The 22,099-nt window shown below is 41.0% G+C and carries 20 protein-coding genes, 1 other RNA gene and 1 pseudogene; 17 read left to right on the forward strand and 5 right to left on the reverse strand.

Going from position 1 to position 22,099, the window contains the following annotated elements:
* Positions 1-27 precede the first annotated feature (27 nt).
* The 3 genes from P7J36_RS03485 (at position 28) to P7J36_RS03495 (ending at position 2,894) form a co-directional block, all read left to right on the forward strand.
* Positions 28-1,701 carry an ABC transporter ATP-binding protein gene (locus P7J36_RS03485; RefSeq protein WP_398581963.1) on the forward strand — a complete coding sequence of 558 codons (1,674 nt, stop codon included), beginning with the start codon at positions 28-30 and terminating at the stop codon, positions 1,699-1,701.
* Positions 1,698-2,531 carry an energy-coupling factor transporter transmembrane component T family protein gene (locus P7J36_RS03490; RefSeq protein ID WP_408551130.1) on the forward strand — a complete coding sequence of 278 codons (834 nt, stop codon included), beginning with the start codon at positions 1,698-1,700 and terminating at the stop codon, positions 2,529-2,531. Before P7J36_RS03485 ends, P7J36_RS03490 begins: the two co-directional genes overlap by 4 nt.
* 159 nt (positions 2,532-2,690) lie before the next feature.
* Positions 2,691-2,894, forward strand: coding sequence for a cold-shock protein (locus P7J36_RS03495; RefSeq protein ID WP_004195223.1), 204 nt, complete (start codon positions 2,691-2,693; stop codon positions 2,892-2,894).
* A gap of 41 nt (positions 2,895-2,935) precedes the next feature.
* Here the strand turns inward: P7J36_RS03495 and rsmG are convergent, their stop codons facing one another.
* The 3 genes from rsmG to recU are packed head-to-tail and all read right to left on the reverse strand — an operon-like array spanning position 2,936 to position 6,480.
* Positions 2,936-3,649, reverse strand: a complete 714-nt coding sequence (rsmG, locus tag P7J36_RS03500) for a 16S rRNA (guanine(527)-N(7))-methyltransferase RsmG (RefSeq protein WP_029188807.1) — start codon at positions 3,647-3,649, stop codon at positions 2,936-2,938.
* Between the two features lie 58 nt (positions 3,650-3,707).
* Positions 3,708-5,882, reverse strand: a complete 2,175-nt coding sequence (gene pbp1a / locus P7J36_RS03505; RefSeq protein ID WP_408551129.1) for a penicillin-binding protein PBP1A — start codon at positions 5,880-5,882, stop codon at positions 3,708-3,710.
* Positions 5,863-6,480: a Holliday junction resolvase RecU gene (recU, locus tag P7J36_RS03510; RefSeq protein WP_024377451.1), complete on the reverse strand. Its 618-nt coding sequence runs from the start codon at positions 6,478-6,480 to the stop codon at positions 5,863-5,865. The genes pbp1a and recU overlap by 20 nt, the downstream gene beginning before the upstream one ends.
* A 65-nt stretch (positions 6,481-6,545) precedes the next feature.
* On the opposite strand from recU, the gene P7J36_RS03515 reads away from it, so the two are divergent.
* The 5 genes from P7J36_RS03515 (at position 6,546) to P7J36_RS03535 (ending at position 10,678) form a co-directional block, all read left to right on the forward strand.
* Entirely contained in the window at positions 6,546-7,085 is a 540-nt protein-coding gene (locus P7J36_RS03515) for an SLOG family protein (protein ID WP_024406404.1), read from the forward strand.
* Between the two features lie 70 nt (positions 7,086-7,155).
* Positions 7,156-7,491, forward strand: a complete 336-nt coding sequence (gpsB, locus tag P7J36_RS03520) for a cell division regulator GpsB (RefSeq protein WP_029188805.1) — start codon at positions 7,156-7,158, stop codon at positions 7,489-7,491.
* Between the two features lie 138 nt (positions 7,492-7,629).
* An RNA gene (gene rnpB / locus P7J36_RS03525) (RNase P RNA component class B) lies at positions 7,630-7,994 on the forward strand.
* A 53-nt stretch (positions 7,995-8,047) separates the two neighbouring features.
* Complete coding sequence (locus P7J36_RS03530; RefSeq protein WP_029188804.1) at positions 8,048-9,214, forward strand: THUMP domain-containing class I SAM-dependent RNA methyltransferase; 1,167 nt, start codon at positions 8,048-8,050, stop codon at positions 9,212-9,214.
* A gap of 9 nt (positions 9,215-9,223) precedes the next feature.
* Positions 9,224-10,678 carry a cell division site-positioning protein MapZ family protein gene (locus P7J36_RS03535; protein WP_029188803.1) on the forward strand — a complete coding sequence of 485 codons (1,455 nt, stop codon included), beginning with the start codon at positions 9,224-9,226 and terminating at the stop codon, positions 10,676-10,678.
* 219 nt (positions 10,679-10,897) lie between these two features.
* On the opposite strand, the gene P7J36_RS03540 is transcribed toward P7J36_RS03535, so the two are convergent.
* A complete protein-coding gene (locus P7J36_RS03540; protein ID WP_004194159.1) occupies positions 10,898-11,380 on the reverse strand; it encodes an S-ribosylhomocysteine lyase in 483 nt (160 codons plus the stop codon).
* A 129-nt stretch (positions 11,381-11,509) separates the two neighbouring features.
* Here P7J36_RS03540 and P7J36_RS03545 point away from each other — a divergent pair, with 129 nt between their 5' ends.
* The 7 genes and pseudogenes from P7J36_RS03545 to P7J36_RS03575 all read left to right on the forward strand — a co-directional run bounded on the left by P7J36_RS03545 (position 11,510) and on the right by P7J36_RS03575 (position 18,631).
* Entirely contained in the window at positions 11,510-13,123 is a 1,614-nt protein-coding gene (locus P7J36_RS03545) for a ribonuclease Y (protein ID WP_029186806.1), read from the forward strand.
* A gap of 119 nt (positions 13,124-13,242) precedes the next feature.
* Positions 13,243-13,863, forward strand: coding sequence for a guanylate kinase (gmk, locus tag P7J36_RS03550; RefSeq protein ID WP_029174105.1), 621 nt, complete (start codon positions 13,243-13,245; stop codon positions 13,861-13,863).
* A gap of 34 nt (positions 13,864-13,897) precedes the next feature.
* Entirely contained in the window at positions 13,898-14,212 is a 315-nt protein-coding gene (rpoZ, locus tag P7J36_RS03555) for a DNA-directed RNA polymerase subunit omega (protein ID WP_004195201.1), read from the forward strand.
* Positions 14,213-14,290: 78 nt separating this feature from the next.
* Positions 14,291-16,681 (forward strand): primosomal protein N', encoded by a 2,391-nt coding sequence (locus tag P7J36_RS03560; protein WP_408551128.1) that lies wholly within the window; start codon positions 14,291-14,293, stop codon positions 16,679-16,681.
* A 22-nt stretch (positions 16,682-16,703) separates the two neighbouring features.
* A pseudogene (locus tag P7J36_RS03565) lies at positions 16,704-16,934 on the forward strand (MerR family DNA-binding transcriptional regulator); the annotation flags it as partial.
* Positions 16,935-17,425: 491 nt separating this feature from the next.
* Positions 17,426-18,298 carry an aldo/keto reductase gene (locus P7J36_RS03570; protein WP_408551127.1) on the forward strand — a complete coding sequence of 291 codons (873 nt, stop codon included), beginning with the start codon at positions 17,426-17,428 and terminating at the stop codon, positions 18,296-18,298.
* Positions 18,299-18,373: 75 nt separating this feature from the next.
* Positions 18,374-18,631, forward strand: coding sequence for a flavodoxin family protein (locus P7J36_RS03575; RefSeq protein WP_408551126.1), 258 nt, complete (start codon positions 18,374-18,376; stop codon positions 18,629-18,631).
* Between the two features lie 164 nt (positions 18,632-18,795).
* On the opposite strand, the gene P7J36_RS03580 is transcribed toward P7J36_RS03575, so the two are convergent.
* Positions 18,796-19,629, reverse strand: coding sequence for a LysR family transcriptional regulator (locus P7J36_RS03580; RefSeq protein WP_408551125.1), 834 nt, complete (start codon positions 19,627-19,629; stop codon positions 18,796-18,798).
* 214 nt (positions 19,630-19,843) lie between these two features.
* Here P7J36_RS03580 and fmt point away from each other — a divergent pair, with 214 nt between their 5' ends.
* On the forward strand, positions 19,844-20,782 hold the full coding sequence (gene fmt, locus P7J36_RS03585) for a methionyl-tRNA formyltransferase (protein ID WP_408551124.1): 939 nt from the start codon (positions 19,844-19,846) through the stop codon (positions 20,780-20,782).
* A complete protein-coding gene (gene rsmB / locus P7J36_RS03590; RefSeq protein WP_408551123.1) occupies positions 20,769-22,082 on the forward strand; it encodes a 16S rRNA (cytosine(967)-C(5))-methyltransferase RsmB in 1,314 nt (437 codons plus the stop codon). The genes fmt and rsmB overlap by 14 nt, the downstream gene beginning before the upstream one ends.
* Positions 22,083-22,099: the final 17 nt, after the last annotated feature.

Consider the following 22,099-nt stretch of genomic DNA (forward strand, 5'->3'; position numbering starts at 1 on the left):
AGAGTCAATTTACGCTATAATAGTCCTATGAAAAAAATCATTGAGTTTAAAGATTTTACATTTAGATACCAAGCGCAACAGGAACCCACTTTAAAAGACATTCAGTTAACGATTTATCAGGGAGAGAAAGTTCTGATTATTGGTCCATCTGGTTCAGGAAAGTCGACGATTGGACAATGTCTTAATGGTATTATTCCCAATATTTACAAGGGAGAACATAGCGGAAGTTTACTATTGGATGGTCAGGAAGCTTTTAATCTTTCAGTTTATGATAAGTCCTTGCTCGTATCAACGGTTCTTCAAGACACAGATGGTCAATTCATTGGCTTATCAGTTGCCGAGGACCTAGCTTTTGCTTTGGAAAATGACATGGAAAGCCAGGTGGTGATGAAGCAAAAAGTAGGAGATTGGGCAGAAAGACTGTCTTTGACCGATTTGCTGGCACATCGACCACAAGATTTATCTGGAGGTCAAAAGCAACGTGTCAGTCTGGGCGGAGTTCTTATTGATGAGAGTCCTATTTTGTTGTTTGATGAGCCACTTGCTAATTTAGATCCCAAATCGGGCCAAGATACGATTGATTTGATTGACCGTCTGCACAAGCAAGAAGGGACCACAACCATTATTATCGAACACCGTTTAGAGGACGTACTGTATCGTCAGGTGGACCGAGTTGTATTGATTAATGACGGTCGGATTTTGTTCAATGGAGGACCTGATGATTTATTACGTACCTCATTGTTACAGGAAAACGGCATCCGTGAACTCTTATATCTATCGACTCTTCGCGCCTTAGGATATCCGATTGCGCAGGCAGAACACCTCTCCTCAGTTTGGGAAATTGATATTGAGGCTTTGAATATAGCGTCCCTACCGACTCTACACTTTGAAAATGGAGAGAAAGAGGCTTTGTTAGAAGTCAAGCATCTTCATTTTTCCTATCCTAATAAACAAGTTCTTACAGACATTCAACTGACGATTCATAAGGGGGAACGTCTAGCTATTGTTGGAAAAAATGGTGCTGGGAAATCTACTTTAGCCAAGGTGCTTTGTAGTTTTATTCAGGGTGAAGGTGAGATTCTCTGGAAGGGGCAGTCAATCAAAGAAGATTCTGTTAAAGAGCGAGCAGAACGGATTGGTTATGTTCTTCAGAATCCCAACCAAATGATTAGCCAAACGATGATCTTTGATGAGGTTGCCCTTGGTTTGCGCATGCGAGGGGTGACAGAAGAAGAAATCAAACACCGAGTTCACCATATCTTGAAGGTATGTGGCCTGTATCCGTTTCGTAATTGGCCGATTTCGGCACTTTCGTATGGGCAGAAAAAACGGGTAACGATAGCATCTATCTTGGTTCTCAATCCCGAAATTATTTTGCTAGATGAGCCAACAGCAGGACAAGATCAACGACATTATCGGGAAATGATGGAGTTTTTGGACCAATTAAATGCTCAAGGACACACCATTGTCATGATTACCCATGACATGCAACTCATGCTAGATTATTCAGATAGAGCTGTTGTTGTGGTGGATGGGCAGATTATTGAAGATGCCAGTCCAGCAGAAATTTTATCTGATGATACGGTGATTGAGCGAGCCAATTTAAAAGAAACATCAATTTTTCACTTGGCGGAGAGGTTGGGAGTTAATCCTTTAGAATTAACGACGTTTTATATGCAGGAAGAAAGGAGAGGAAGATGAGTCAACAAAAACTAATTGGTTACCATCCAGGAACTGGCTTTATTCATAGTTTATCGGCTGTCAGTAAATTACTCTTTTTTCTCATAGTTTCCATTCTTGCTATGATTACTTACGATACCCGCTTGATTCTTTTTATCGCAGTATTTTCTCTAGCCTTGTTCAAAATGTCAGGGATTCGTTATAAAGAAATCTCTCTTGTTTTAATTCTGACGATTATTTTTGCTGCAATGAATGCCCTGATGGTTCACTTGTTTGCACCACGGTATGGAGTGGAACTTTACGGAGCAGATACCCCCTTGCTATCAGGTCTGGGAGTTTATTCCTTGACGAGTCAGCAAGCATTTTATCTGGTGAATCTTCTCTTGAAGTATTTTTGTACAGTTCCTTTAGCGATTATCTTTCTCATGACCACTCATCCTAGCCAGTTTGCTTCCAGCTTGAATCAAATTGGGGTATCCTACAAAGTTGCTTACGCAGTCAGTTTGACCATGAGGTATATTCCAGATATTCAAGAAGAGTTTTATACGATTCGAATGTCTCAAGAAGCGCGTGGTTTGGAATTGTCAAGGAAAGGAAAATTGATGGATCGTATAAAAGGGAATCTATCCCTTGTCATTCCTCTGATTTTCAGCTCCTTGGAGAGGATTGATACGATTTCAACGGCTATGGAATTGCGGCGTTTTGGAAAGAATAAAAAAAGAACATGGTATACCCAACAGCCTCTACAGAGAATAGATTACGCTGTCTTGCTATTTATTCTTGCTCTAGTAGTCGTGACAATCTATCTATTTTTTGTTAATCAGGGTCGATTCTATAATCCGTGGGGATGATTATTGAGTTTATTGGGCCGATTAACCCTTTATCGTTGACATTTAGGAAATATACTGTTACAGTAGGGAATGTAAATAAGTTTAGAGTTTAAGTATCAGTTTCATCTTTTGTTTTTCCTCTTGATAAGTTTTACAAATAAATAAAAAGAGGTAACACAAATGGTACAAGGTACAGTTAAATGGTTTAATGCAGAAAAGGGATTTGGTTTTATTGCTCAAGAAAACGGTCCAGATGTATTTGCACACTTTTCTGAAATTCAGTCTAATGGTTTTAAATCTTTGGAAGATGGTCAAAAAGTGACATTTGAAGTGGAGCAAGGCCAACGTGGTCTTCAAGCAACCAATATTACAAAAATTGGATAATAAAAGAGCGGGTTTCTTAGTGAAACTCGCTTTTCTTATGTTTAAAGGGGTCTTTTATTTGGCATACCAGCTTTGCGTGGAAACTTATTTGGAGTTTCCTTTTTCTTTTCGACGATGGTCAATGTTCGAGGGTCGCCATTTGGAAGAGTATAGTCGTGGTTTTCGATGACTTTTGCGAAGAGGAGATTGAGTGCATTTTTTGCCTGGGTCAATTCATTTTCTGCGCTGGACGCCTTGAGTGCGATTAATTTTCCGTTGAGCTTCAAATAAGGAATAGTCAATTCAGAAAGAATCTGCATGCGGGCAACTGCGCGTGCTGTGACAAGGTCAAATTGTGCACGAAAGTTCTTATCTTGTGCAAAGTCTTCTGCACGACCATGATAGAAATGAACACCTTCGAGCTCTAGTTCTTCGGCAAGCAAATGTAAAAAGTTAATTCGTTTATTAAGAGAATCAATGATGGTAACATCTAGTTGCGGAAAGATAATCTTCATAGGTAGGCTAGGAAATCCAGCTCCAGCTCCAATATCTAAAAGCCGAAGAGGTTCGTTCTGAATATGGCCTTGCAGGATTGGAGCGATAGAATCGTAGAAATGCTTCAGATAGACTTCGCTTTCCTCGGTAATAGCTGTCAGATTGATTTTTTCATTCCATTCCACTAATAGTTGGAAATAGCGATGAAATTGGTGTTTTTGTTGGTCGGTTAATTGAATACCTTGGTCTGCCAAGGTTTTATAAAATACTTCAGGTTTCATAATCTTATCTTATCATAATTTAAGCAAAAGAAAAACCCAGAAGAGTCTGGGAATTTTCTTATTGACCATCTGTCTGTCCCGTCGCAGGATTGTTTCCTGTTGTTGCAGTTTCAGTTGAAGAAGTTGCAGTCTCGGTGGAAGTTCCAGATGATGTTTCGCTTGATGTTGTCGTCGCTTCGGTTGTTTCACTAGTTTCAGTCGAACTAGAAGAACTTGTACTAGAGCTAGTGTACGTGTTATAAGCATTGGAGAGTGAGCGACTACCTCTGAGATAGTAGTTGGAACCGTAACGTACGAGTCCGCTTGGCATCTCCCAATCGGTAGCAGTATAGTCCGAATGCATAAAGAGCATCATATTGTGGTAGACATCTGTTGCAATTCGCATGCTGTTATCAAGGAGAGGAGTCATTCGATTGGTATATCCGGTCCAAACAGCCATTGCATACTGACTAGAATATCCAACAAAGTTTTCATCAGGAACGACCATGTAGCTATAATTTGCTTCTGGAATTGAAGCTAGAATAGTATCCGTTTCGCTATCGGTATAGTTTGATGTACCTGTTTTACCTGCCATAGGAACTCCACTAACAGAAGCGTTTAATCCATAACCGTAAGACATAACAGCCTTCATCATATCGGTCATCATGTAGGCTGTTTCGGCAGACATGACTTGAGTCCCTTGAGGAGCGTATTCTGTTACTGTTCCGTCACTAAAGACAATTTTATTGACATACTGCGGAGCGTAGTATGTGCCGCCATTGGCAAAAGCGGCGTAAGCAGCAGCCATCTTTTCACTACTTGCCCCATACTGGCTACCAGTGTCGGATGTATTACTTGAAATAGCATTAGAGTAATGAATATCTGGGTAATTGATACCAACGCTATTCAAAAATTTCAAGGCATTTTCTAAGCCTGTAGCTTCCAATGCTTTAACGGCTGTAACATTTCGAGAATACTGAATAGCAGTCTTAACAGAGATATTACCATAGTATTGTTTATCCCAGTTATTGACAGGAGTTGTTGTACCAGGGTAATTATAAGGACCATCTAAGATTAAATCTGCTGTAGATGTATAAATGCCATTTTCAAAAGCAGGAGCATAGTCAGTGATTGGCTTCATTGTAGAACCAAAGTCGCGGTTGGTTTCAACGGCTTGGTTGGTACCAAATGAGACGTTTGTTTCTTGTTTACGACCACCTAATTGCGCAACGACTTTACCATTAGAAACATCCACAACCGTTGAAGCTACCTGTAATAAATCATCTGGATAGCTGACATACATATCTGTATTGTAGATGTTCCAAAGTTGTTGCTGGGCGGCAGGGTCGACGTTCGTATAGACATCCATCCCTGTTGTCAGCAAGTTGTAACCTGTTTTGGCTTCAACTTCTTCAACGACTTGTTTCAGATAGTTGTCCATATAAGCAGGATAAGCAGCTGCATTAGATAATGGTTGCAAACCATCTGTTACAGGTGTTAGAACAGCTTGTTCATACTGGGTATTATCAATGTACTTTTCTTCCAGCATCTCAGCCAATACCAAATCGCGACGTGTTTTTGCATCTTCTGGATTGGTATAAGGATCATATTGGTTTGGCGCTTGAGGCATTCCTGCTAAAAGAGCTAATTGAGGAAGAGTCAAATCTTTTAACTCTTTTCCATAAAAAGCAAGAGCAGCAGTCTTCATACCGTAATTACCATTTGACATATACACCTTGTTGATGTAGTAGGTCAAAATCTCTTGTTTGGTATTGCGACGTTCCAATTGAGTAGCCAGCCAAGCCTCTTGAATTTTCCGTTTTAGATTTTGATCTTCTACGGATGTCGAGAAATAAGTCAGCTTGATAAGCTGTTGGTCAAGTGTCGAGCCACCCTGCAAACGTCCTCCGCTCAAGTTATTAATCAGGGAACCCGCAATACGAATCACGTCAACCCCTCTATGATTGAAGAAGCGTTGGTCTTCGATTGCGACAATCGCATTTACCAAGTCTGTTGGAATTTCTTCAGTCTTGGCATTCGAACGTTTTTCTGCTCCTAAATCTGCAATAAGATTTCCGTTCTTATCGTAAATTTTACTTGACACAGTTGCTGTCAAAGATTCTTCTGTCAATTCTGGAGCGCTTTGGATGTAGTAAACAACCAATGCAGCTCCGGCCAGGCAGGCAATGATAGCCCCCGCCAGTAACATATTTGCAGTGATTAGAAGAGCTTTTTTAATTGTTGTAGTTTTCAAAAGATTCACCACCTAATAGATTTTTTTCAACGATTTCCAGATATGGGATGCTGGGGAAACGCCCCATTTGAATCTCAAAGCCGTATTGTCGAATAAAGGTTAGAGGCATCGACTTACTACCCATGTCTACTTGATAAAATTCGATCAAATGAGTGGCAGGCAAGAGATAGGTTTCTTTCAATGTTGAAAAGTGAAGAAGGACAAAACAAATGCCACCTTGTTTTACAACCTGTTTCATGTGTTCGATCTGATGCGCATGAAAATTTTTCATGGGCATGGATGCTTTTTGGCGTGTCTCTTTCGCTTCAAAATCAATATAATGTCTTTTAAAAACACCAGAGTAGTCTGTGGTAGATGCCTGTCGAAAGTATGCCTCGACAATCTTAGCACGGCTCCGTTTGGGGTAATCAACTTTTACAATTTGCACGGGAGTTGGCTTCTTGTGAATGACAGCAATGCCGTGCGCAAGGTAATATTGATTGCTATCGTTGATAGCGGCCTCAAAAGACATTCCGCGATTAGCAAAGTTTACTCGCTGGGATGAAATAGGACTGGTTCTATTGATTTTTTTTGACACCTTATGAGGATAATTGACCATAGAACTCCTTCTTGATAAAATAATATCAGCATATTATACCATAATTAGCGAAAAGAGTACAAGAAATGGATACTAAGAGCCTTTTGGTAACAGGTTATAGACATACAGACCTGGGAATTTTTTCAGAAAAAGATCCTCGATTGCACATTATCAAATCTGCAATTCGTAGGAATTTTATTCGTTTTTTAGAAGAGGGTGTCAGTTGGTTTATACTGACAGGTCAATTGGGCTTTGAATACTGGGCCTTAGAAGTCTTAGAAGATTTACGAGCCGAGGGGTATCAACTGAGTATTGCAACCATATTTCCATTTGAAAATCATGGCGAACAGTGGAATGAGGCTAACCAAGCAAAGTTAGCACGGTTTAAGCAGGTTGATTTTGTAAAGTATGCCTATCCACGCTATGAAAACCCAGGGCAATTTAGAGACTATAACCAGTTTCTACTGGATAATACGACAGGTTGTTATTTATTTTACGATTCTGAAAATGAAACCAATTTGAAATATTTATATCACATGGTCTTAAAGAAAGAAGGATATAATAGAAAAACGCTTACCTTTGAAGAATTGAATGAGGAGGCTGAAAATTTTTCAAATTCTGAGTGATTTGACTTGATTTTTCCCTATTTTTTTTAATATAATAGGAGTAGTGACGTTTTAGATTAGGGAGAGAGAGATGGCAAGTATTAAATTTACGACAAAAGATATTTTTGAGCAAGATTTTAAAATTGGTTTTCGTGGCTATGATCAAGATGAAGTGAACGATTTTCTTGATGATATTATGAAAGACTACGATGCTTATGAAGCGATTATCAAGGAATTAAAAGGTGAAATTGCTCGATTGAAAGCGCAGGCAGCAAATTCTCCCAAAACAACTCTTTCTACTGAAGAATCGAACGACGTATTGCGTACAGAACGTTCATCTTCAGCGACAAACTTTGATATTCTCCGCCGTCTGAACCGTCTGGAGAAAGAAGTATTTGGAAAACAAATCGTTCAGGATCAAGAATAGAAAATTGTACACCTAAACTGACACTTTATTCGCAGTTATTTTCTTGCGCACAAATATATTCTGTATTTGTGTCAAAGATATTCCTTGATTTAAAGTGGCTTGCTTTGTAGATACAACTTCTAAGATAATTAAGGTGCAATTTTTGGATAATCGCGTGGTAGTTTTCTACCATGAGGAAAGTCCATGCTAGCACTGGCTGAGATGTCAGTAGTGTTTGTGCTAGGCGAATCAATAAGCCTAGGGACGCCCTTGGGCGTTACGGCGGTTAAAATGGCTAAGTCTTTTGATATGCCAGAGTAGATCTGAAAGTGCCACAGTGACGAAGTTTTTATGGAAACGTAAAAAATGGAACGCGGTAAACCCCTCAAGCTAGCAACCCAAACTTTGGTCGGGGCATGGGATGGATGGAAATGAACAGAAATCCTGACTGTTTAGACAGTAGACAGATGGTTATCGAAGGTGGTAGAACCTAGTACCACTGGAACAAAACATGGCTTACAGAAAATTGCATAAAATAGGTAGCTAGCTCTGCTAGCTTTTATTGTAGAGGAAAAAAATGAAAAAACAATTTGAGTTGATTGCAACGGCAGCAGCAGGTCTGGAAGCGGTTGTGGGTCGAGAAATTCGTAATCTCGGCTATGAATGTCAAGTGGAAAATGGCCGTGTGCGATTCCAAGGAGATGTAAAATCCATTATCGAAACCAATATCTGGCTACGTTCAGCAGATAGAATTAAAATCATTGTTGGACAATTTCCAGCGAAGACTTTTGAAGAGTTGTTCCAAGGAGTTTTTAACTTGGACTGGGAAAATTACTTGCCTCTAGGCTGCAAGTTCCCTATTTCCAAGGCCAAATGTGTCAAATCGAAATTGCATAATGAACCAAGTGTGCAGGCTATTTCTAAGAAAGCAGTTGTTAAGAAACTGCAGAAACACTTCTCTCGTCCCGAAGGGGTTCCCTTGCAAGAGGTGGGGGCAGAGTTTAAAATTGAAGTGTCGATTTTGAAAGATGTGGCGACAGTCATGATTGATACGACAGGTTCTAGTTTGTTCAAACGTGGTTATCGGGTGGAAAAAGGTGGCGCCCCAATCAAAGAAAATATGGCAGCTGCTATTTTGCAATTATCGAATTGGTATCCAGATAAACCGCTTATTGACCCTACTTGCGGATCGGGAACTTTCTGTATTGAGGCAGCTATGTTGGCCAAAAATATAGCCCCGGGTTTGAAGAGAAGTTTTGCATTTGAGGAATGGCCGTGGGTTGAGGATCAATTGGTGGCTGCATTACGCAAAGAAGCACAAGCTTCTATCAAGGCAGATTTGGTATTAGATATTGCTGGATCAGATATTGATGCTCGTATGATTGAAATTGCGAAGAAGAATGCATTTGCGGCAGGAGTTGAGCAGGATATTGTTTTCAAGCAAATGCGTGTGCAAGACTTGCGTACAGATAAAATTAATGGTGTCATTGTTTCTAATCCACCTTACGGAGAACGTTTGTTGGATGATGAAGCCATTGTTACCCTGTATCGAGAAATGGGGCAGACTTTTGAACCACTCAAAACATGGTCTAAGTTTATTCTAACTAGTGATGAGTTGTTTGAAACCCGTTTTGGACAGCAAGCGGATAAGAAACGCAAACTGTATAATGGTACTCTAAAAGTGGATCTTTATCAATTTTTTGGTCAACGAGTGAAACGTCAAGTGCAAGAAGTGCAAGGATAGGAGGACATCGTGGGAGAAAAAAATAGTCATCATCTTCCTTTGGATGAGGAGAAAGTTTTAGATTTTGAAGTGGCGAAAGATTTAACAATCGAAGAAGCAGTCAAAAAACATAAGGAAATTGAAGCGGGTGTGACAGAAGATGATGGTCTCTTGGATCGTTATATCAAGCAACACCGCGCAGAAATTGAATCTCAAAAATTTGAAACCAAAATCAATCATCTTCCTTTAGTTGAGGTGGCTGATGAGGAAAAAAGTCAAGGACATGAAAGCGCGGAAGAGGTAGAAGCAAATGAGTCTTCTCTTACGGAAGTTAGTGAGGAGATTGCTCCTATTGTAGAAGAACTTTCGGTAACTCCGATGGAAACCTTGGAAGAAACAGTGATTGCAAGTACTGTAGCAATGGAGGGGGTATCTTCAGTGGCAGATGATTCTAGTTTAGAATTGGAAGAAGATGAATCCGAAGACTTGGACCATAGTGAGGGCGCAGATAGGGACCAAAAAAAGAAATTTTACTTCTGGTCAGCAGTAGGGCTTTCAATGATTGGTGTAATGGCGACGGCGCTGGTTTGGATGAATTCGATTAACAAATCGAATACTGCGACTTCTTCAAGTTCAACAAGTACAAGCCAGACGTCATCGACAGCATCAAGTTCGACAGATGCGAATGTGACCGCTTTTGAACAGCTCTATAATAGTTTCTTTACGGATAGTAGTTTGACCAAGCTAAAAAATTCAGAATTTGGTAAATTAGCAGAACTGAAAGTGCTGTTGGAAAAATTGGATAAGAATTCGGACAGTTATACCAAAGCTAAAGAACAGTATGATCATCTTGAAAAAGCCATTGCAGCTATTCAGGCCATTAATGGTCAGTTTGATAAAGAAGTCGTTGTTAATGGTGAAATTGATACAACGGCGACGGTTAAATCAGGAGAATCTCTTTCTGCGACAACGACAGGGATTAGTGCAGTTGACAGTCTATTGGCATCGGTCGTGAATTTTGGTCGTTCACAACAGGAAGTCGCTTCGGCTACGGTAGCAAGTGAGGCTGCAGTCACAAGCAACCAAGGTGCTGATGAAACTGTGTCTACTGGTGTACCAGCGACAACAGAAGTCGCTTCAACAACGGTTTCAGGCTCAACAACCGACTTTGGTATTGCCCTGCCAGCTGGTGTTGTCTTGCAACGTGACCGCAGTCGTGTTCCTTATAATCAAGCAATGATTGATGATGTAAACAATGAAGCATGGAATTTCAATCCAGGTATTCTTGAAAATATTGTGACTATTTCGCAACAACGTGGGTATATAACAGGCAATCAATATATCTTGGAAAAAGTTAATATTATCAAAGGCAATGGCTACTATAATATGTTTAAGCCAGATGGGACCTACTTGTTCTCTATAAATTGTAAGACAGGCTACTTTGTCGGCAATGGTGCTGGTCATTCTGATGCCTTGGATTATTAAGCAAAAAAGCGGTTTAGCCACTTCAGATTGAAGAAAAAGTCCATTTTGGACAATTTTCTTCAATCTTTTTCTTTATGTTGAAAATAAAAAAACTCTCAGAAACGCCGAAATATCAATGTTTCTAAGAGTTTAATGACTTGCTATCTTTCGCAAACTTCTTCAATTTTTTATATTTTTAGGAGTTTGTCTACGTTCTGAGCGGTTTATCCGCTTTTTTTGTTAGATTGGTTTTCTTTCAAAGGCATCGGTAGAGATTCCTTGAGAAAGGATTAGTTTGGCCCATTCTTTAGCTGAATGAAGGCTGTGGTCTTTGTAGTTACCGCATGATTCAATGGTTGTCCCAGGAACATCCTCCCAAGTGATACCTTCTGCAATTTCTTCCAAACTCGACTTGATGACTTGAGCAATCTTTTCAGAGTCTTGTTTTCCCCACATAATCATGTGGAAACCTGTCCGACACCCGAAAGGAGAGCAGTCGATTAGCCCATCGATGCGCTGGCGAATTAGTTTAGCTAATAGATGCTCGATGGTATGTAGACCAGCTGTATCCATTGCATTTTCGTTGGGTTGGATAAGGCGAATATCAAAGTTTGTAATAATGTCTCCTTTGGGTCCGACTTCTTCAGAAATTAAGCGGATGTAAGGTGCTTTTACAATAGTGTGGTCTAGCTCGAAGCTTTCGACAGTGACTTCTTTTTTCATGGTTTCCTCCAAATAAGTGATGAATTTATTATACCATATTTGACAATTTGGAATTGTGAAATCGTTTCAAATATGATAAAATAGATACAGATTTTGTGAAAATCGAATTATAAAAAAAGAGGTAGAAATATGGGAATCATTGCATTTGTAGTGGCTCTTGTTTCTGCTCTCATTGGTTTAGTAATTGGCTACTTTGCCATTTCTTTGAAGATGAAATCTGCAAAAGAAACTGCAGAATTAACCCTTTTAAATGCAGAACAAGAAGCTAGTAATGTTCGTGGTCGAGCAGAAGAGCAAGCTGAGGTTATTCTAAAAACAGCTGAGCGCGATCGCCAGACCTTGAAAAAAGAATTACTCTTGGAAGCTAAGGAAGAAGCTCGTAAGTACCGAGAAGAAATTGCAGAAGAATTTAAGTCAGAACGTCAAGAGTTGAAGCAAATCGAATCACGCTTGACAGAGCGGGCGACCAGCTTGGACCGCAAAGACGATAATTTGACCAACAAGGAAAAGACTTTGGAACAAAAGGAACAAAGTCTGACCGATAAAGCTAAGCACATTGATGAGCGTGAACAAGAAGTTGTAAAACTCGAAGAGCAAAAAGCTTTGGAGTTAGAACGAGTGGCGGCCCTCAGTCAAGAAGAGGCGAAGGAAATCATCCTTACCGATACACGTGATAAATTGACGCATGAAATTGCGACTCGTATCAAGGAAGCAGAGCGTGAAGTAAAAGAACGTTCTGACAAGATGGCAAAGGACTTGTTAGCCCAAGCGATGCAACGCATATCAGGTGAATATGTGGCTGAGCAGACGATTACATCGGTTCATTTACCGGATGATGCGATGAAGGGACGGATTATTGGGCGTGAGGGTCGAAATATTCGTACCTTTGAAAGTCTGACTGGTATTGATGTTATCATTGATGATACGCCAGAAGTCGTTGTCTTATCAGGTTTTGACCCAATTCGTCGTGAAATTGCTCGCATGACCATGGAAACCTTGCTTCAAGATGGTCGGATTCATCCGGCTCGTATTGAGGAATTGGTTGAAAAACACCGTGTGGAAATGGACAATCGCATCCGTGAGTATGGTGAGGCTGCTGCCTACGAAGTTGGCGCACCAAACCTTCACCCAGATTTGATTAAGATTATGGGACGTTTGCATTTCCGTACTTCTTATGGTCAAAATGTTCTTCGTCACTCGATTGAAGTGGCTAAATTGGCAGGAGTCCTCGCTGCTGAATTGGGTGAGAATGTGAATTTGGCACGTCGAGCTGGTTTCCTACATGACGTTGGTAAAGCTATTGACCGTGAGGTGGATGGAAGCCACGTTGAAATCGGTACAGAATTGGCTAAGAAATATAAAGAGAATCCAATTGTTATCAATGCGATTGCTAGTCACCATGGCGATGTAGAAGCGACAAGTACTATTGCAGTTATTGTGGCTGCGGCAGATGCTCTGAGCGCTGCTCGTCCAGGTTCGCGTCGTGAATCTATGGAAGCCTACATCAAACGTCTGCAAGACTTGGAAGAAATCGCCAACAGTTTCGAAGGGATTAAACAATCCTATGCTATTCAGGCTGGTCGTGAAATTCGGATTATCGTTCATCCTAACAAGGTCACTGATGATCAGATTACCATCTTGGCCCATGATGTTCGTGAGAAAATTGAAAATAATCTGGATTATCCAGGAAATATCAAAATCACAGTTATCCGTGAAACAAGAGCAACAGATGTTGCTAAATAAACGAGGGGGAGCTAAGTTGGCTCCCTTTCTGTTTGAAAAAATGCCTTGCTCATTTAAAATCAGTTGAAATTCCTAGGGATTTTTGTTACACTAGAATGAAAGATTTTAAAGGAGATATCATGAAAGAGCGAGGCTTACTCATCGTATTTTCTGGCCCATCTGGTGTTGGAAAAGGAACAGTTCGAAAGGAAATTTTTGAAAGCTCTGATAATAAATTTGAATATTCTGTATCCATGACGACACGTCCACAGAGACCGGGAGAAGTTGATGGAGTTGACTATTTCTTCCGTAGTCGTGAGGAATTTGAAGATTTGATTCGCCAGGGTCAAATGTTGGAATATGCAGAGTACGTTGGAAATTACTATGGAACACCTCTGACCTATGTCAACGAAACGCTTGATAAGGGAATTGATGTTTTCTTAGAAATTGAAGTTCAGGGTGCTCTTCAAGTTAAGAAAAAGGTTCCAGACGGTGTCTTCATCTTCTTGACACCACCAGATTTGGAAGAACTACAAGATCGTTTAGTTGGTAGAGGAACGGATAGCGAGGAAGTTATTGCCCAGCGTATCGAACGTGCCAAGGAAGAAATTGCCTTGATGCGTGAGTATGACTATGCGGTTGTCAATGATGAAGTTCCATTGGCAGCTGAACGTGTGAAACGCATTATCGAAGCGGAGCATTTCCGTGTGGACCGTGTGATCGGACGCTATGATGAAATGATTCGTGATGTGAACAAGTAAGGAACTATAGATAGAAAGTAGAGAGAATAGAACTATGATGTTGAAACCATCTATTGATACCTTGTTGGATAAGGTACCATCTAAGTACTCATTGGTTATTCTTGAGGCCAAACGTGCCCATGAATTGGAAGCGGGAGCAAAACCAACTCAAGAATTTACTTCTGTAAAATCAACCCTTCGTGCCTTGGAAGAAATTGAATCTGGTAATGTGGTTATCCACCCAGACCCAGAAGCAAAACGTGAGGCAGTTCGTCGCCGTGCCGAAGAGGCGAAGCGTTTGGCGGAAGAAGAAGAGAAGAAAATCAAAGAACAAATCGCTAAAGAAAAAGAAGAAGGCGAAAAGATTTAATAAAAAACTCGGTTGGGATTACCATCCGGGTTTCTTTTCACTTACGGATTGTTAGATTTTTTACAGAAAGGAGGAAGTATGTTAGCACAGGTTATTGTAGATGTCCCTTTGATGCAGACAGATCAAGCTTATTCCTATCGCGTTCCAGCTGAGTTGGAAGAGGGGCTCAAGGTTGGCGTGCGTGTCCATGTACCCTTTGGTAAGGGAAATCGGCTGATTCAAGGGATTGTGGTTGACTTGATTGATGAAGATGACGAAAATAAGGTACAAGACTTGAAAGAGCTTGCCGAGGTTTTGGACTATAGTCCTGTTCTCAATCAAGAGCAATTTTGGTTGGCGGACCAGATGAGGAAGTCGGTCTTCTCCTATAAAATTACTCTCTTAAAATCCATGCTGCCCAGCTTGCTCAATTCGACCTATGACAAATTGCTCCGTCCAGGGCTTGGTTTGGAAATGGCAGAGCAACTTAGTCTGTTTGGTGATAAGGAGCAGATTCGTTTTTCTGACTTGGATGTAAAAGAGCAAGGGAGAATCATGCGTCTGGCCCAGTCAGGAAAAATATTGGTAGACTATGTGGCCAAGGATAAGAAGCAAATCAAGACGGAAAAATGGTACCGAGTTTGTCTGGAGAAATTACGAGAAGCAGACATTAGCAATCGAGCTAAAAAACGACAGCAGTTAAGGGAATTTCTTCTGGAACACTCGGAAGACCAGCTCCTTTCAAACCTAAAATCGGATTATTCAGCTGATACGCTCCGCTATTTCCAAGAAAATGGCTATATAGAAGTCTGGGAAGAGGAAGTATCGCGGACTCAGGGAGTTTTTGATAAGGTGGAAAAAACTCAGGCCTTGGATTTGAATCCAGAGCAGGCCATTGCGGTTCGTGAGATTGTGGCCTCTATCGGTCAGGAAAGTCAGACCTTTCTACTGCAAGGAGTGACAGGTTCTGGGAAGACGGAGGTTTATCTCCAGGTCATTGATCGGGTCTTGAAGATGGGGAAAACGGCTATTATGCTGGTACCTGAAATTTCCTTGACTCCTCAGATGACCAATCGTTTTATTTCTCGTTTTGGCCAGCAGGTCGCTATTTTGCATTCGGGCTTGTCTGACGGTGAGAAGTATGACGAGTGGAGAAAGATTGAGGCTGGAAATGCCCAGGTGGTTGTCGGGGCTCGATCAGCTATTTTTGCACCATTGACAAACATAGGTGTTATCATCATTGATGAGGAGCATGAGGCGACCTACAAGCAGGACAGCAATCCACGCTACCATGCACGTGATGTGGCAAAGTTGCGGGCAGACTATAATCGAGCCACCTTGGTTTTGGGTTCTGCTACGCCGAGTCTTGAAACACGGGCTCGGGCTAGTCGAGGAGTCTATGGAAGACTGACTCTTAACCAGAGGGCTAATCCCTTGGCTCGAATTCCAGAAGTGGAAGTTGTGGATTTCCGTGATTATATCGGTCAGCAGGAGGCTAGTAATTTTACGCCTGTTCTAATTGATAAGATTAAAGAAAAGCTAGACCGCAATGAACAAGTTGTCCTTATGTTAAACCGCCGAGGCTATTCTTCTTTTGTCATGTGTCGTGATTGTGGGAGTGTTGATCAGTGTCCCAACTGTGATATTTCCCTGACGCTCCACATGGACACAAAAACGATGAATTGCCACTACTGTGGTTTTCAAAAGGGGATTCCTCAGACCTGTCCAAACTGTCAAAGTCGTTCCATTCGTTATTATGGGACGGGTACGCAAAAGGCTTACGATGAATTGCAGGAGCTCTTGCCAGAGGCTAGAATTTTGCGTATGGATGTGGATACTACCAAGAAAAAAGGTGCTCATGAGGACTTGCTCGAACGGTTTGGTCGAGGCGAAGCGGATATTCTTCTGGGAACCCAGATGATTGCCAAGGGCTTGGATTTTCCAAATGTGACGCTGGTTGGGGTGCTCAATGCTGATACGGCCCTCAATTTGCCTGATTTTCGGTCTTCTGAGCGGACCTTCCAGTTGCTAACTCAGGTAGCCGGTCGGGCTGGTCGAGCTGATAAGGAAGGGGAAGTCCTGATTCAGACCTACAACCCCAATCATTATGCCATTGCCTTTGCCAAAGAGCAGGATTATGAAGGTTTCTATCGTTATGAGATGGGCATTCGGAAAAATCTTGGCTATCCACCTTACTATTTTACGGTTGGTCTAACCTTTTCGCACAAGTCGGAAGAATTTGTCGTGAAAAAAGCCTATGAAACAGTAGCCTTTCTCCGTCAACACTTAACGGAGGCTATTCAAATCCTAGGACCGACGCCCAAGCCTATTGCCAGAACCCATAATCTCTACCACTACCAGATCATCTTGAAATACCGGCATGAAGACCGTTTGGAAGAGGTGCTCAATCAGATTTTGGATTGGACACAGGAGAGAGAAAATCAAGATTTACGGTTGGTTATTGACAATGAACCGCAGAATATGATGTGATACCTTCACTAGAAAGAAACTTATGAGCCTACTACCAATCAATCAATTTGCAAAAAAGAGCGGGGTAACTTCCGAAACCCTGCGGCACTATGATCGTATTGGTCTCCTAAAACCCTATTCTCAAAATGAGAGTGGGGTTCGTTTTTACCATGTGGAGAAATATGAAAAACTCAGTACCTTAGGTCAAGGCTGGTATCAAGAAGAAGGAAAAGAAGCGGTTAGCCTTGAGCCAGGTAAAGTAATTGTTTTTGATTTTGAATTGACTGCTGAAGAATTAGCTGCCCTTCGTGCTCGTTGGAGCAACCAAGTTGTAGCTTGGAGTCAATTGGAACTCCTCAATTACAATGTCACAAATATCATGAAAGATATGAGAAAACCATATTTGGTTGTAACTGCTGAAAATGCTTGGCGCCAGCCAGCTTCTCGTGAAATTTTTGATGCAGCTAAAAGTGAGGTAAAAGAATGGGTTGTAGTACCAGAAGCCAGTCACTTTGATATGTATGACCTTCATCCATTTGTAGATCTAGCTTTTGATGCTATCTTGCCATTCTTTGAAAAAAATCTATAATGGTAAAAGGCTCAGAGGTTGGACTTCGGAGTCTATTATGTTGAAATAAACAGTATGCAAAAAATGAATACTTGTATAACAAAGAAGTATTATACATGATTAGCATTTTTTAATACAATAAGACTATAAAAAAATAAGAAATCACATCACTAACTGAATGTGAAAAGGAGTAAGTTATGTCACAGTTATTCAATCAACCTACAGTCACTTTAAACAATGGAATTCAAATGCCAGTGGTTGGCTTTGGTGTTTTCCAAATTCCAGACCTAGAGCAATGTCAAGAAGTTGTTGAAGAAGCGATTCGAGTAGGCTACCGTCATTTTGATACTGCTCAAATCTACGGCAATGAAGTCGCTGTTGGCAAAGCGATCAAAGCTTCAGGCCTACCACGTGAGGAATTTTTCATCACTACTAAGCTCTGGGTTTCAGATTTCTCTTATGAGGGAGCTAAAGAGGCATTTACCACATCCTTGGAGCGACTGGACATGGATTATGTAGACCTTTATCTCATTCACCAACCATTTGGAGATATTTTTGGAGCTTGGCGTGCTATGGAGGAGCTCTACAAAGAAGGTAAGATTCGTGCGATTGGTGTATCAAATTTCAAATCAGACCAACTGGCCAACCTCGCTGTCTTTAATGAGGTAACCCCAGCAGTTAACCAAATCGAACTCCATGTCTTTAACCAACGGGATGAAGAACGTGCCTATATGGCAGAAAAAGGTGTCGTTGCGGAAAGTTGGGGAGCCTTGGCTGCTGGTCAATTCGATGTCTTCTCAAATCCAGTCTTAGTTGAAATTGCTGGAAAATATGGGAAAACGACTTCTCAGGTTATGTTGCGCTGGCACTTGCAATCAGGCCTAGTTTCATTGGCTAAGTCCGTCACGCCAACTCGCATTCAAGAAAACTTTGATATTTTTGACTTTGAATTATCAGCTGAAGACATGAAAAAAATCACTACTCTAAATACAAATACAACACTTTTTGAAGATCATCACTCTGCAAAAGCTGTCGAAATTATTGCTGGATTTGTCGGCAAATCGTTCTAAGAAAAAAGATACTATACTCTGTGATTGTTCAATTGTTGAACAGTACAGAGTATTTTTTTTACGAGGAGAAAGGCAATGACAACTTTATTTATCAATGGCAGTCCAAATAAAAATGGGAATACAGTTGCACTAGCTCAAAAATTACTTGCTAATCAGGAATATGAAACCCTACATTTAGTAGATTACAAAATTTATGATTACGGTCAAGATTTTTCGGACGATCAATTCGAGGAGGTTATCCAAAAAGTCTTTGCTGCGGATACTTTGTTCATTGGCTCGCCCGTTTATTGGCACAGTATTAATGGTTTGGTCCGAAAAATTTTGGATCGCTAATACGATGTGGTGACAGACGAGTTGGTTGGAAAAAACTTTTCAAGGCTCTGCTCCAACACAAGAAGTGTTAGACATGGGGGACTATACTATGAGTCGCTATGCTGGACTTTATGGAATGGATTATCAGGGAATGGTGAATAGCTAAAAAAACTAGACGGAAGTGTCTAGTTTTCTGTTAATTGTGACAAAATAGCTTTGTTTTTCTTTAAGACAGAGATATAGAAAGTTTTTGTGGCTTCCTTATCAGAAATGGGAACATGAACCCTCTGACTATCATTTTCTGACGATTGTTGGGTGATGTTTGTAGAGAAACTTGGCAGAGCAGAAGCTGAAACCAATTCTTCAAAGGCATCCCAATCTTTTTGAACAATGAATTTTGTCTCAGTCAAACTATCAACGAGTGGTTGCCATATTCCCAAATCAGACCGTAATAGCATGGTCAAATCAGCAAGATCAGAAAGTTGTATCTCTTCTCGCAAAGCAAATGGATGAGCAGGAGGTACAGAGAGGTAGAGTTGCTCCATGAAGAACCCAGTTGATAGGATACCGTCTTCATTTAGAAGAAAATCTGTTACGATGAATTGATAGTGTTCGTCCAACAGGCCAGAAATTAATGCTTCATTTTCTTGTAAATCCAGATGAATTTCTTGGTTGATTTTTTGTTCAGCAAGTCTGGACCGTAGTTCCCATTCAACCCCGGGAGCACAGATGCCGCCAAACAAGGTAGTTGCCTGCATCGAAAAGCGTTGGACATTTTCGAGAAAAGTTTGACCTTGCTTCAACAATTTTCTTGCCTGTTTGACAGTGTATTCCCCTGTTTCTGTCAAGACAAGCTTATTTTTACTTCGTTGAAAGAGTTGAACCCCTAATTCATCTTCCAAGCTCTGCATATTGCGCGTTAGCGAGGGCTGAGAAATCAATAAAACTTCTGCTGCTTTGGACAAGGTTCCCTGCTCCGCGAAGGCGATGAGTTGTTCTAATTGTTGAAGTTGTAACATCTGGTCTCCTTTTCACTATTCGATATTTGAATACTAGTTGCTTGCTACATATTCTACTACTTTTTCTAACGTGTGTAAAATGGAAGAAGGGTATCTTTGTACTTACTTTTTTCCAGCTGGAAAACCTTTAATTAAGGAAAAAATAAGTAAAAATGGTATAATTAAGGGATAATAGAATTTGTAAGAATCACGTAAAGGAGATGAGAAAGCAAACATGACAAAGTTGATATTTATGGGAACACCAGCATTTTCAGCGACAGTCTTACAAGGACTTTTGGCGGATGACCAGTATGAAATCCTTGCTGTTGTCACCCAGCCAGACCGAGCTGTTGGACGAAAAAAAGTCATCCAAATGACACCTGTGAAAGAAGTAGCCTTGGAATACCAATTACCAGTCTATCAACCTGAAAAGCTATCTGGTAGCCAAGAACTAGATGAGTTGATGAATTTAGGAGCAGACGGGATTGTGACGGCAGCTTTTGGGCAATTCCTACCAACCAAATTATTGAACTCAGTTGACTTTGCAGTCAATGTTCATGCTTCTCTTCTTCCTAAATACCGTGGTGGTGCCCCTATCCATTATGCCTTGATTAACGGTGATGAGCGTGCCGGCGTAACCATCATGGAAATGGTCAAAGAAATGGATGCCGGCGACATGATTTCCAGCGATAGCATTGCTATTGAAGAAAGTGACAATGTCGGCACCTTGTTTGAAAAGTTGGCTGTTGTTGGTAGGGATTTATTATTACAAACCTTACCAGCCTATATTGCTGGTGACTTGAAACCAGTCGCTCAAAATCCAGAACAGGTAACCTTCTCACCAAATATTCAGCCAGAAGAAGAGGTACTGGATTGGAATAAGACAGCTCGTCAACTATTTAATCACATTCGCGGTATGTATCCGTGGCCAGTTGCCCACACCTATTGGCAAGGGGAACGGTTTAAAATTCAAGAAGCTGTAGAAGCAGAAGGTGAAGGACCAGTCGGTCGGGTTATTGCTCGAAGCAAGAAAGAATTGGTCATTGCGACAGGTCAGGGAGCCCTTTCTCTGAAAACTGTCCAGCCAGCTGGTAAGCCAAAAATGACCATTGCAGACTTTTTAAATGGTGCAGGTCGAGATATTGCAGTAGGAGATCAATTTGGTGTTCAATAAACATGAAACAGCAAGAAGTCTAGCCTTAACTGTATTGGAACAAGTCTTCGATCAAGGAGCTTATTCCAATATCGCACTCAATAAGGCCCTAGAATCTTCTTGTTTATCAGCACAGGACAAGGGCTTGGCGACCGAGTTGGTTTATGGGACAGTCTCTCGTAAAATTACCCTAGAGTGGTATTTGGCACATTTTATCGAAGATAGGGAAAAGTTGGACACTTGGGTCTACTATCTCCTCATGTTGAGCCTCTACCAGTTGGTATATTTGGACAAATTGCCCCCCCACGCAGTTGTCAATGAGGCAGTTAATATTGCTAAGCGAAAGCCTGGAACTGATAAGTTTGTCAACGCTATTTTGCGCAAAATGAGCCAATCGACCTTGCCCAATCCTGCAGAAATCAAACGAAAGAACAAACGTCTATCCGTTCAGTATTCTGTGCCAGTTTGGTTGGTCCAAACCTTGATTGCAGAATATGGCGATGAACGTGCAGAGAAGATTTTCCAAAGCTTACATGAACGGAATAAGGCTAGCGTACGCGTGACGGATGGTCAACAAGTGGAGCGATTGGCAGCGGAACTAGATGCCCAACGCTCTCAGTTATCGCCTGTCGGTCTAGTTAAATCCCATGGACACTTTGCGGGGACAGATTATTTTAGGGAAGGGCTCATCACCATTCAAGATGAAACCAGTCAATTGGTAGCTCCGACTTTGGATATTCAAGGGGATGAAATCATCTTGGATGCTTGTGCAGCTCCGGGTGGAAAGACCTGTCATATGGCAAGCTATCTTACGGATGGAAAAGTTTATGCGTTGGATTTATATGATCATAAACTAAACCTGATTGAAGAAAACGCACTTCGTTTAGGTCTAGAAGATAAGATTGAGACCAAACGTCTGGACGCCAGTCGTGTTCATGAGGAATTCGGTCCAGCTACCTTTGATAAAATCTTAGTCGATGCTCCGTGTTCAGGTATTGGACTTATCCGCCGTAAGCCAGATATTCGTTATAACAAGGCAGCGATGGACTTTGATTCTCTAAAGACTATCCAGTTGCAGATACTGGACAGTGTTTGCCAAAGCTTGAAAATTGGTGGTATAATAACCTATAGCACATGTACGATTATTGCTAAGGAAAACCAAGAGGTTATTCAAGAATTTCTGCAAAACCATCCCGATTTTGAACAGGTGACACTAGAACACCCTCAAACAGATATTATGGTTGATGGTTGCTTGTTGATTACACCGGAACAATACCAGACTGATGGATTTTTCATCGGTCAATTTAGAAGAAAATCCTAGAAGTAAGAGGAGGAAGT

The organism is Streptococcus suis (genome assembly GCF_046032115.1).
GTDB classification, from domain to species: Bacteria; Bacillota; Bacilli; order Lactobacillales; family Streptococcaceae; genus Streptococcus; species Streptococcus suis_AJ.

Bases quoted from the DNA above. Each gene is read 5' to 3' on its own strand.
- gmk (WP_029174105.1), top strand. From the start codon at position 13,243: ATGAAAGAGCGAGGCTTACTCATCGTATTTTCTGGCCCATCTGGTGTT.
- P7J36_RS03570 (WP_408551127.1), top strand. From the start codon at position 17,426: ATGTCACAGTTATTCAATCAACCTACAGTCACTTTAAACAATGGAATT.
- P7J36_RS03540 (WP_004194159.1), bottom strand. From the start codon at position 11,380: ATGAAAAAAGAAGTCACTGTCGAAAGCTTCGAGCTAGACCACACTATT.
- recU (WP_024377451.1), bottom strand. From the start codon at position 6,480: ATGGTCAATTATCCTCATAAGGTGTCAAAAAAAATCAATAGAACCAGT.
- rpoZ (WP_004195201.1), top strand. From the start codon at position 13,898: ATGATGTTGAAACCATCTATTGATACCTTGTTGGATAAGGTACCATCT.
- P7J36_RS03575 (WP_408551126.1), top strand. From the start codon at position 18,374: ATGACAACTTTATTTATCAATGGCAGTCCAAATAAAAATGGGAATACA.
- P7J36_RS03515 (WP_024406404.1), top strand. From the start codon at position 6,546: ATGGATACTAAGAGCCTTTTGGTAACAGGTTATAGACATACAGACCTG.
- gpsB (WP_029188805.1), top strand. From the start codon at position 7,156: ATGGCAAGTATTAAATTTACGACAAAAGATATTTTTGAGCAAGATTTT.
- P7J36_RS03485 (WP_398581963.1), top strand. From the start codon at position 28: ATGAAAAAAATCATTGAGTTTAAAGATTTTACATTTAGATACCAAGCG.
- P7J36_RS03490 (WP_408551130.1), top strand. From the start codon at position 1,698: ATGAGTCAACAAAAACTAATTGGTTACCATCCAGGAACTGGCTTTATT.
- rsmG (WP_029188807.1), bottom strand. From the start codon at position 3,649: ATGAAACCTGAAGTATTTTATAAAACCTTGGCAGACCAAGGTATTCAA.
- fmt (WP_408551124.1), top strand. From the start codon at position 19,844: ATGACAAAGTTGATATTTATGGGAACACCAGCATTTTCAGCGACAGTC.
- P7J36_RS03530 (WP_029188804.1), top strand. From the start codon at position 8,048: ATGAAAAAACAATTTGAGTTGATTGCAACGGCAGCAGCAGGTCTGGAA.
- P7J36_RS03580 (WP_408551125.1), bottom strand. From the start codon at position 19,629: ATGTTACAACTTCAACAATTAGAACAACTCATCGCCTTCGCGGAGCAG.
- P7J36_RS03560 (WP_408551128.1), top strand. From the start codon at position 14,291: ATGTTAGCACAGGTTATTGTAGATGTCCCTTTGATGCAGACAGATCAA.
- P7J36_RS03545 (WP_029186806.1), top strand. From the start codon at position 11,510: ATGGGAATCATTGCATTTGTAGTGGCTCTTGTTTCTGCTCTCATTGGT.
- P7J36_RS03495 (WP_004195223.1), top strand. From the start codon at position 2,691: ATGGTACAAGGTACAGTTAAATGGTTTAATGCAGAAAAGGGATTTGGT.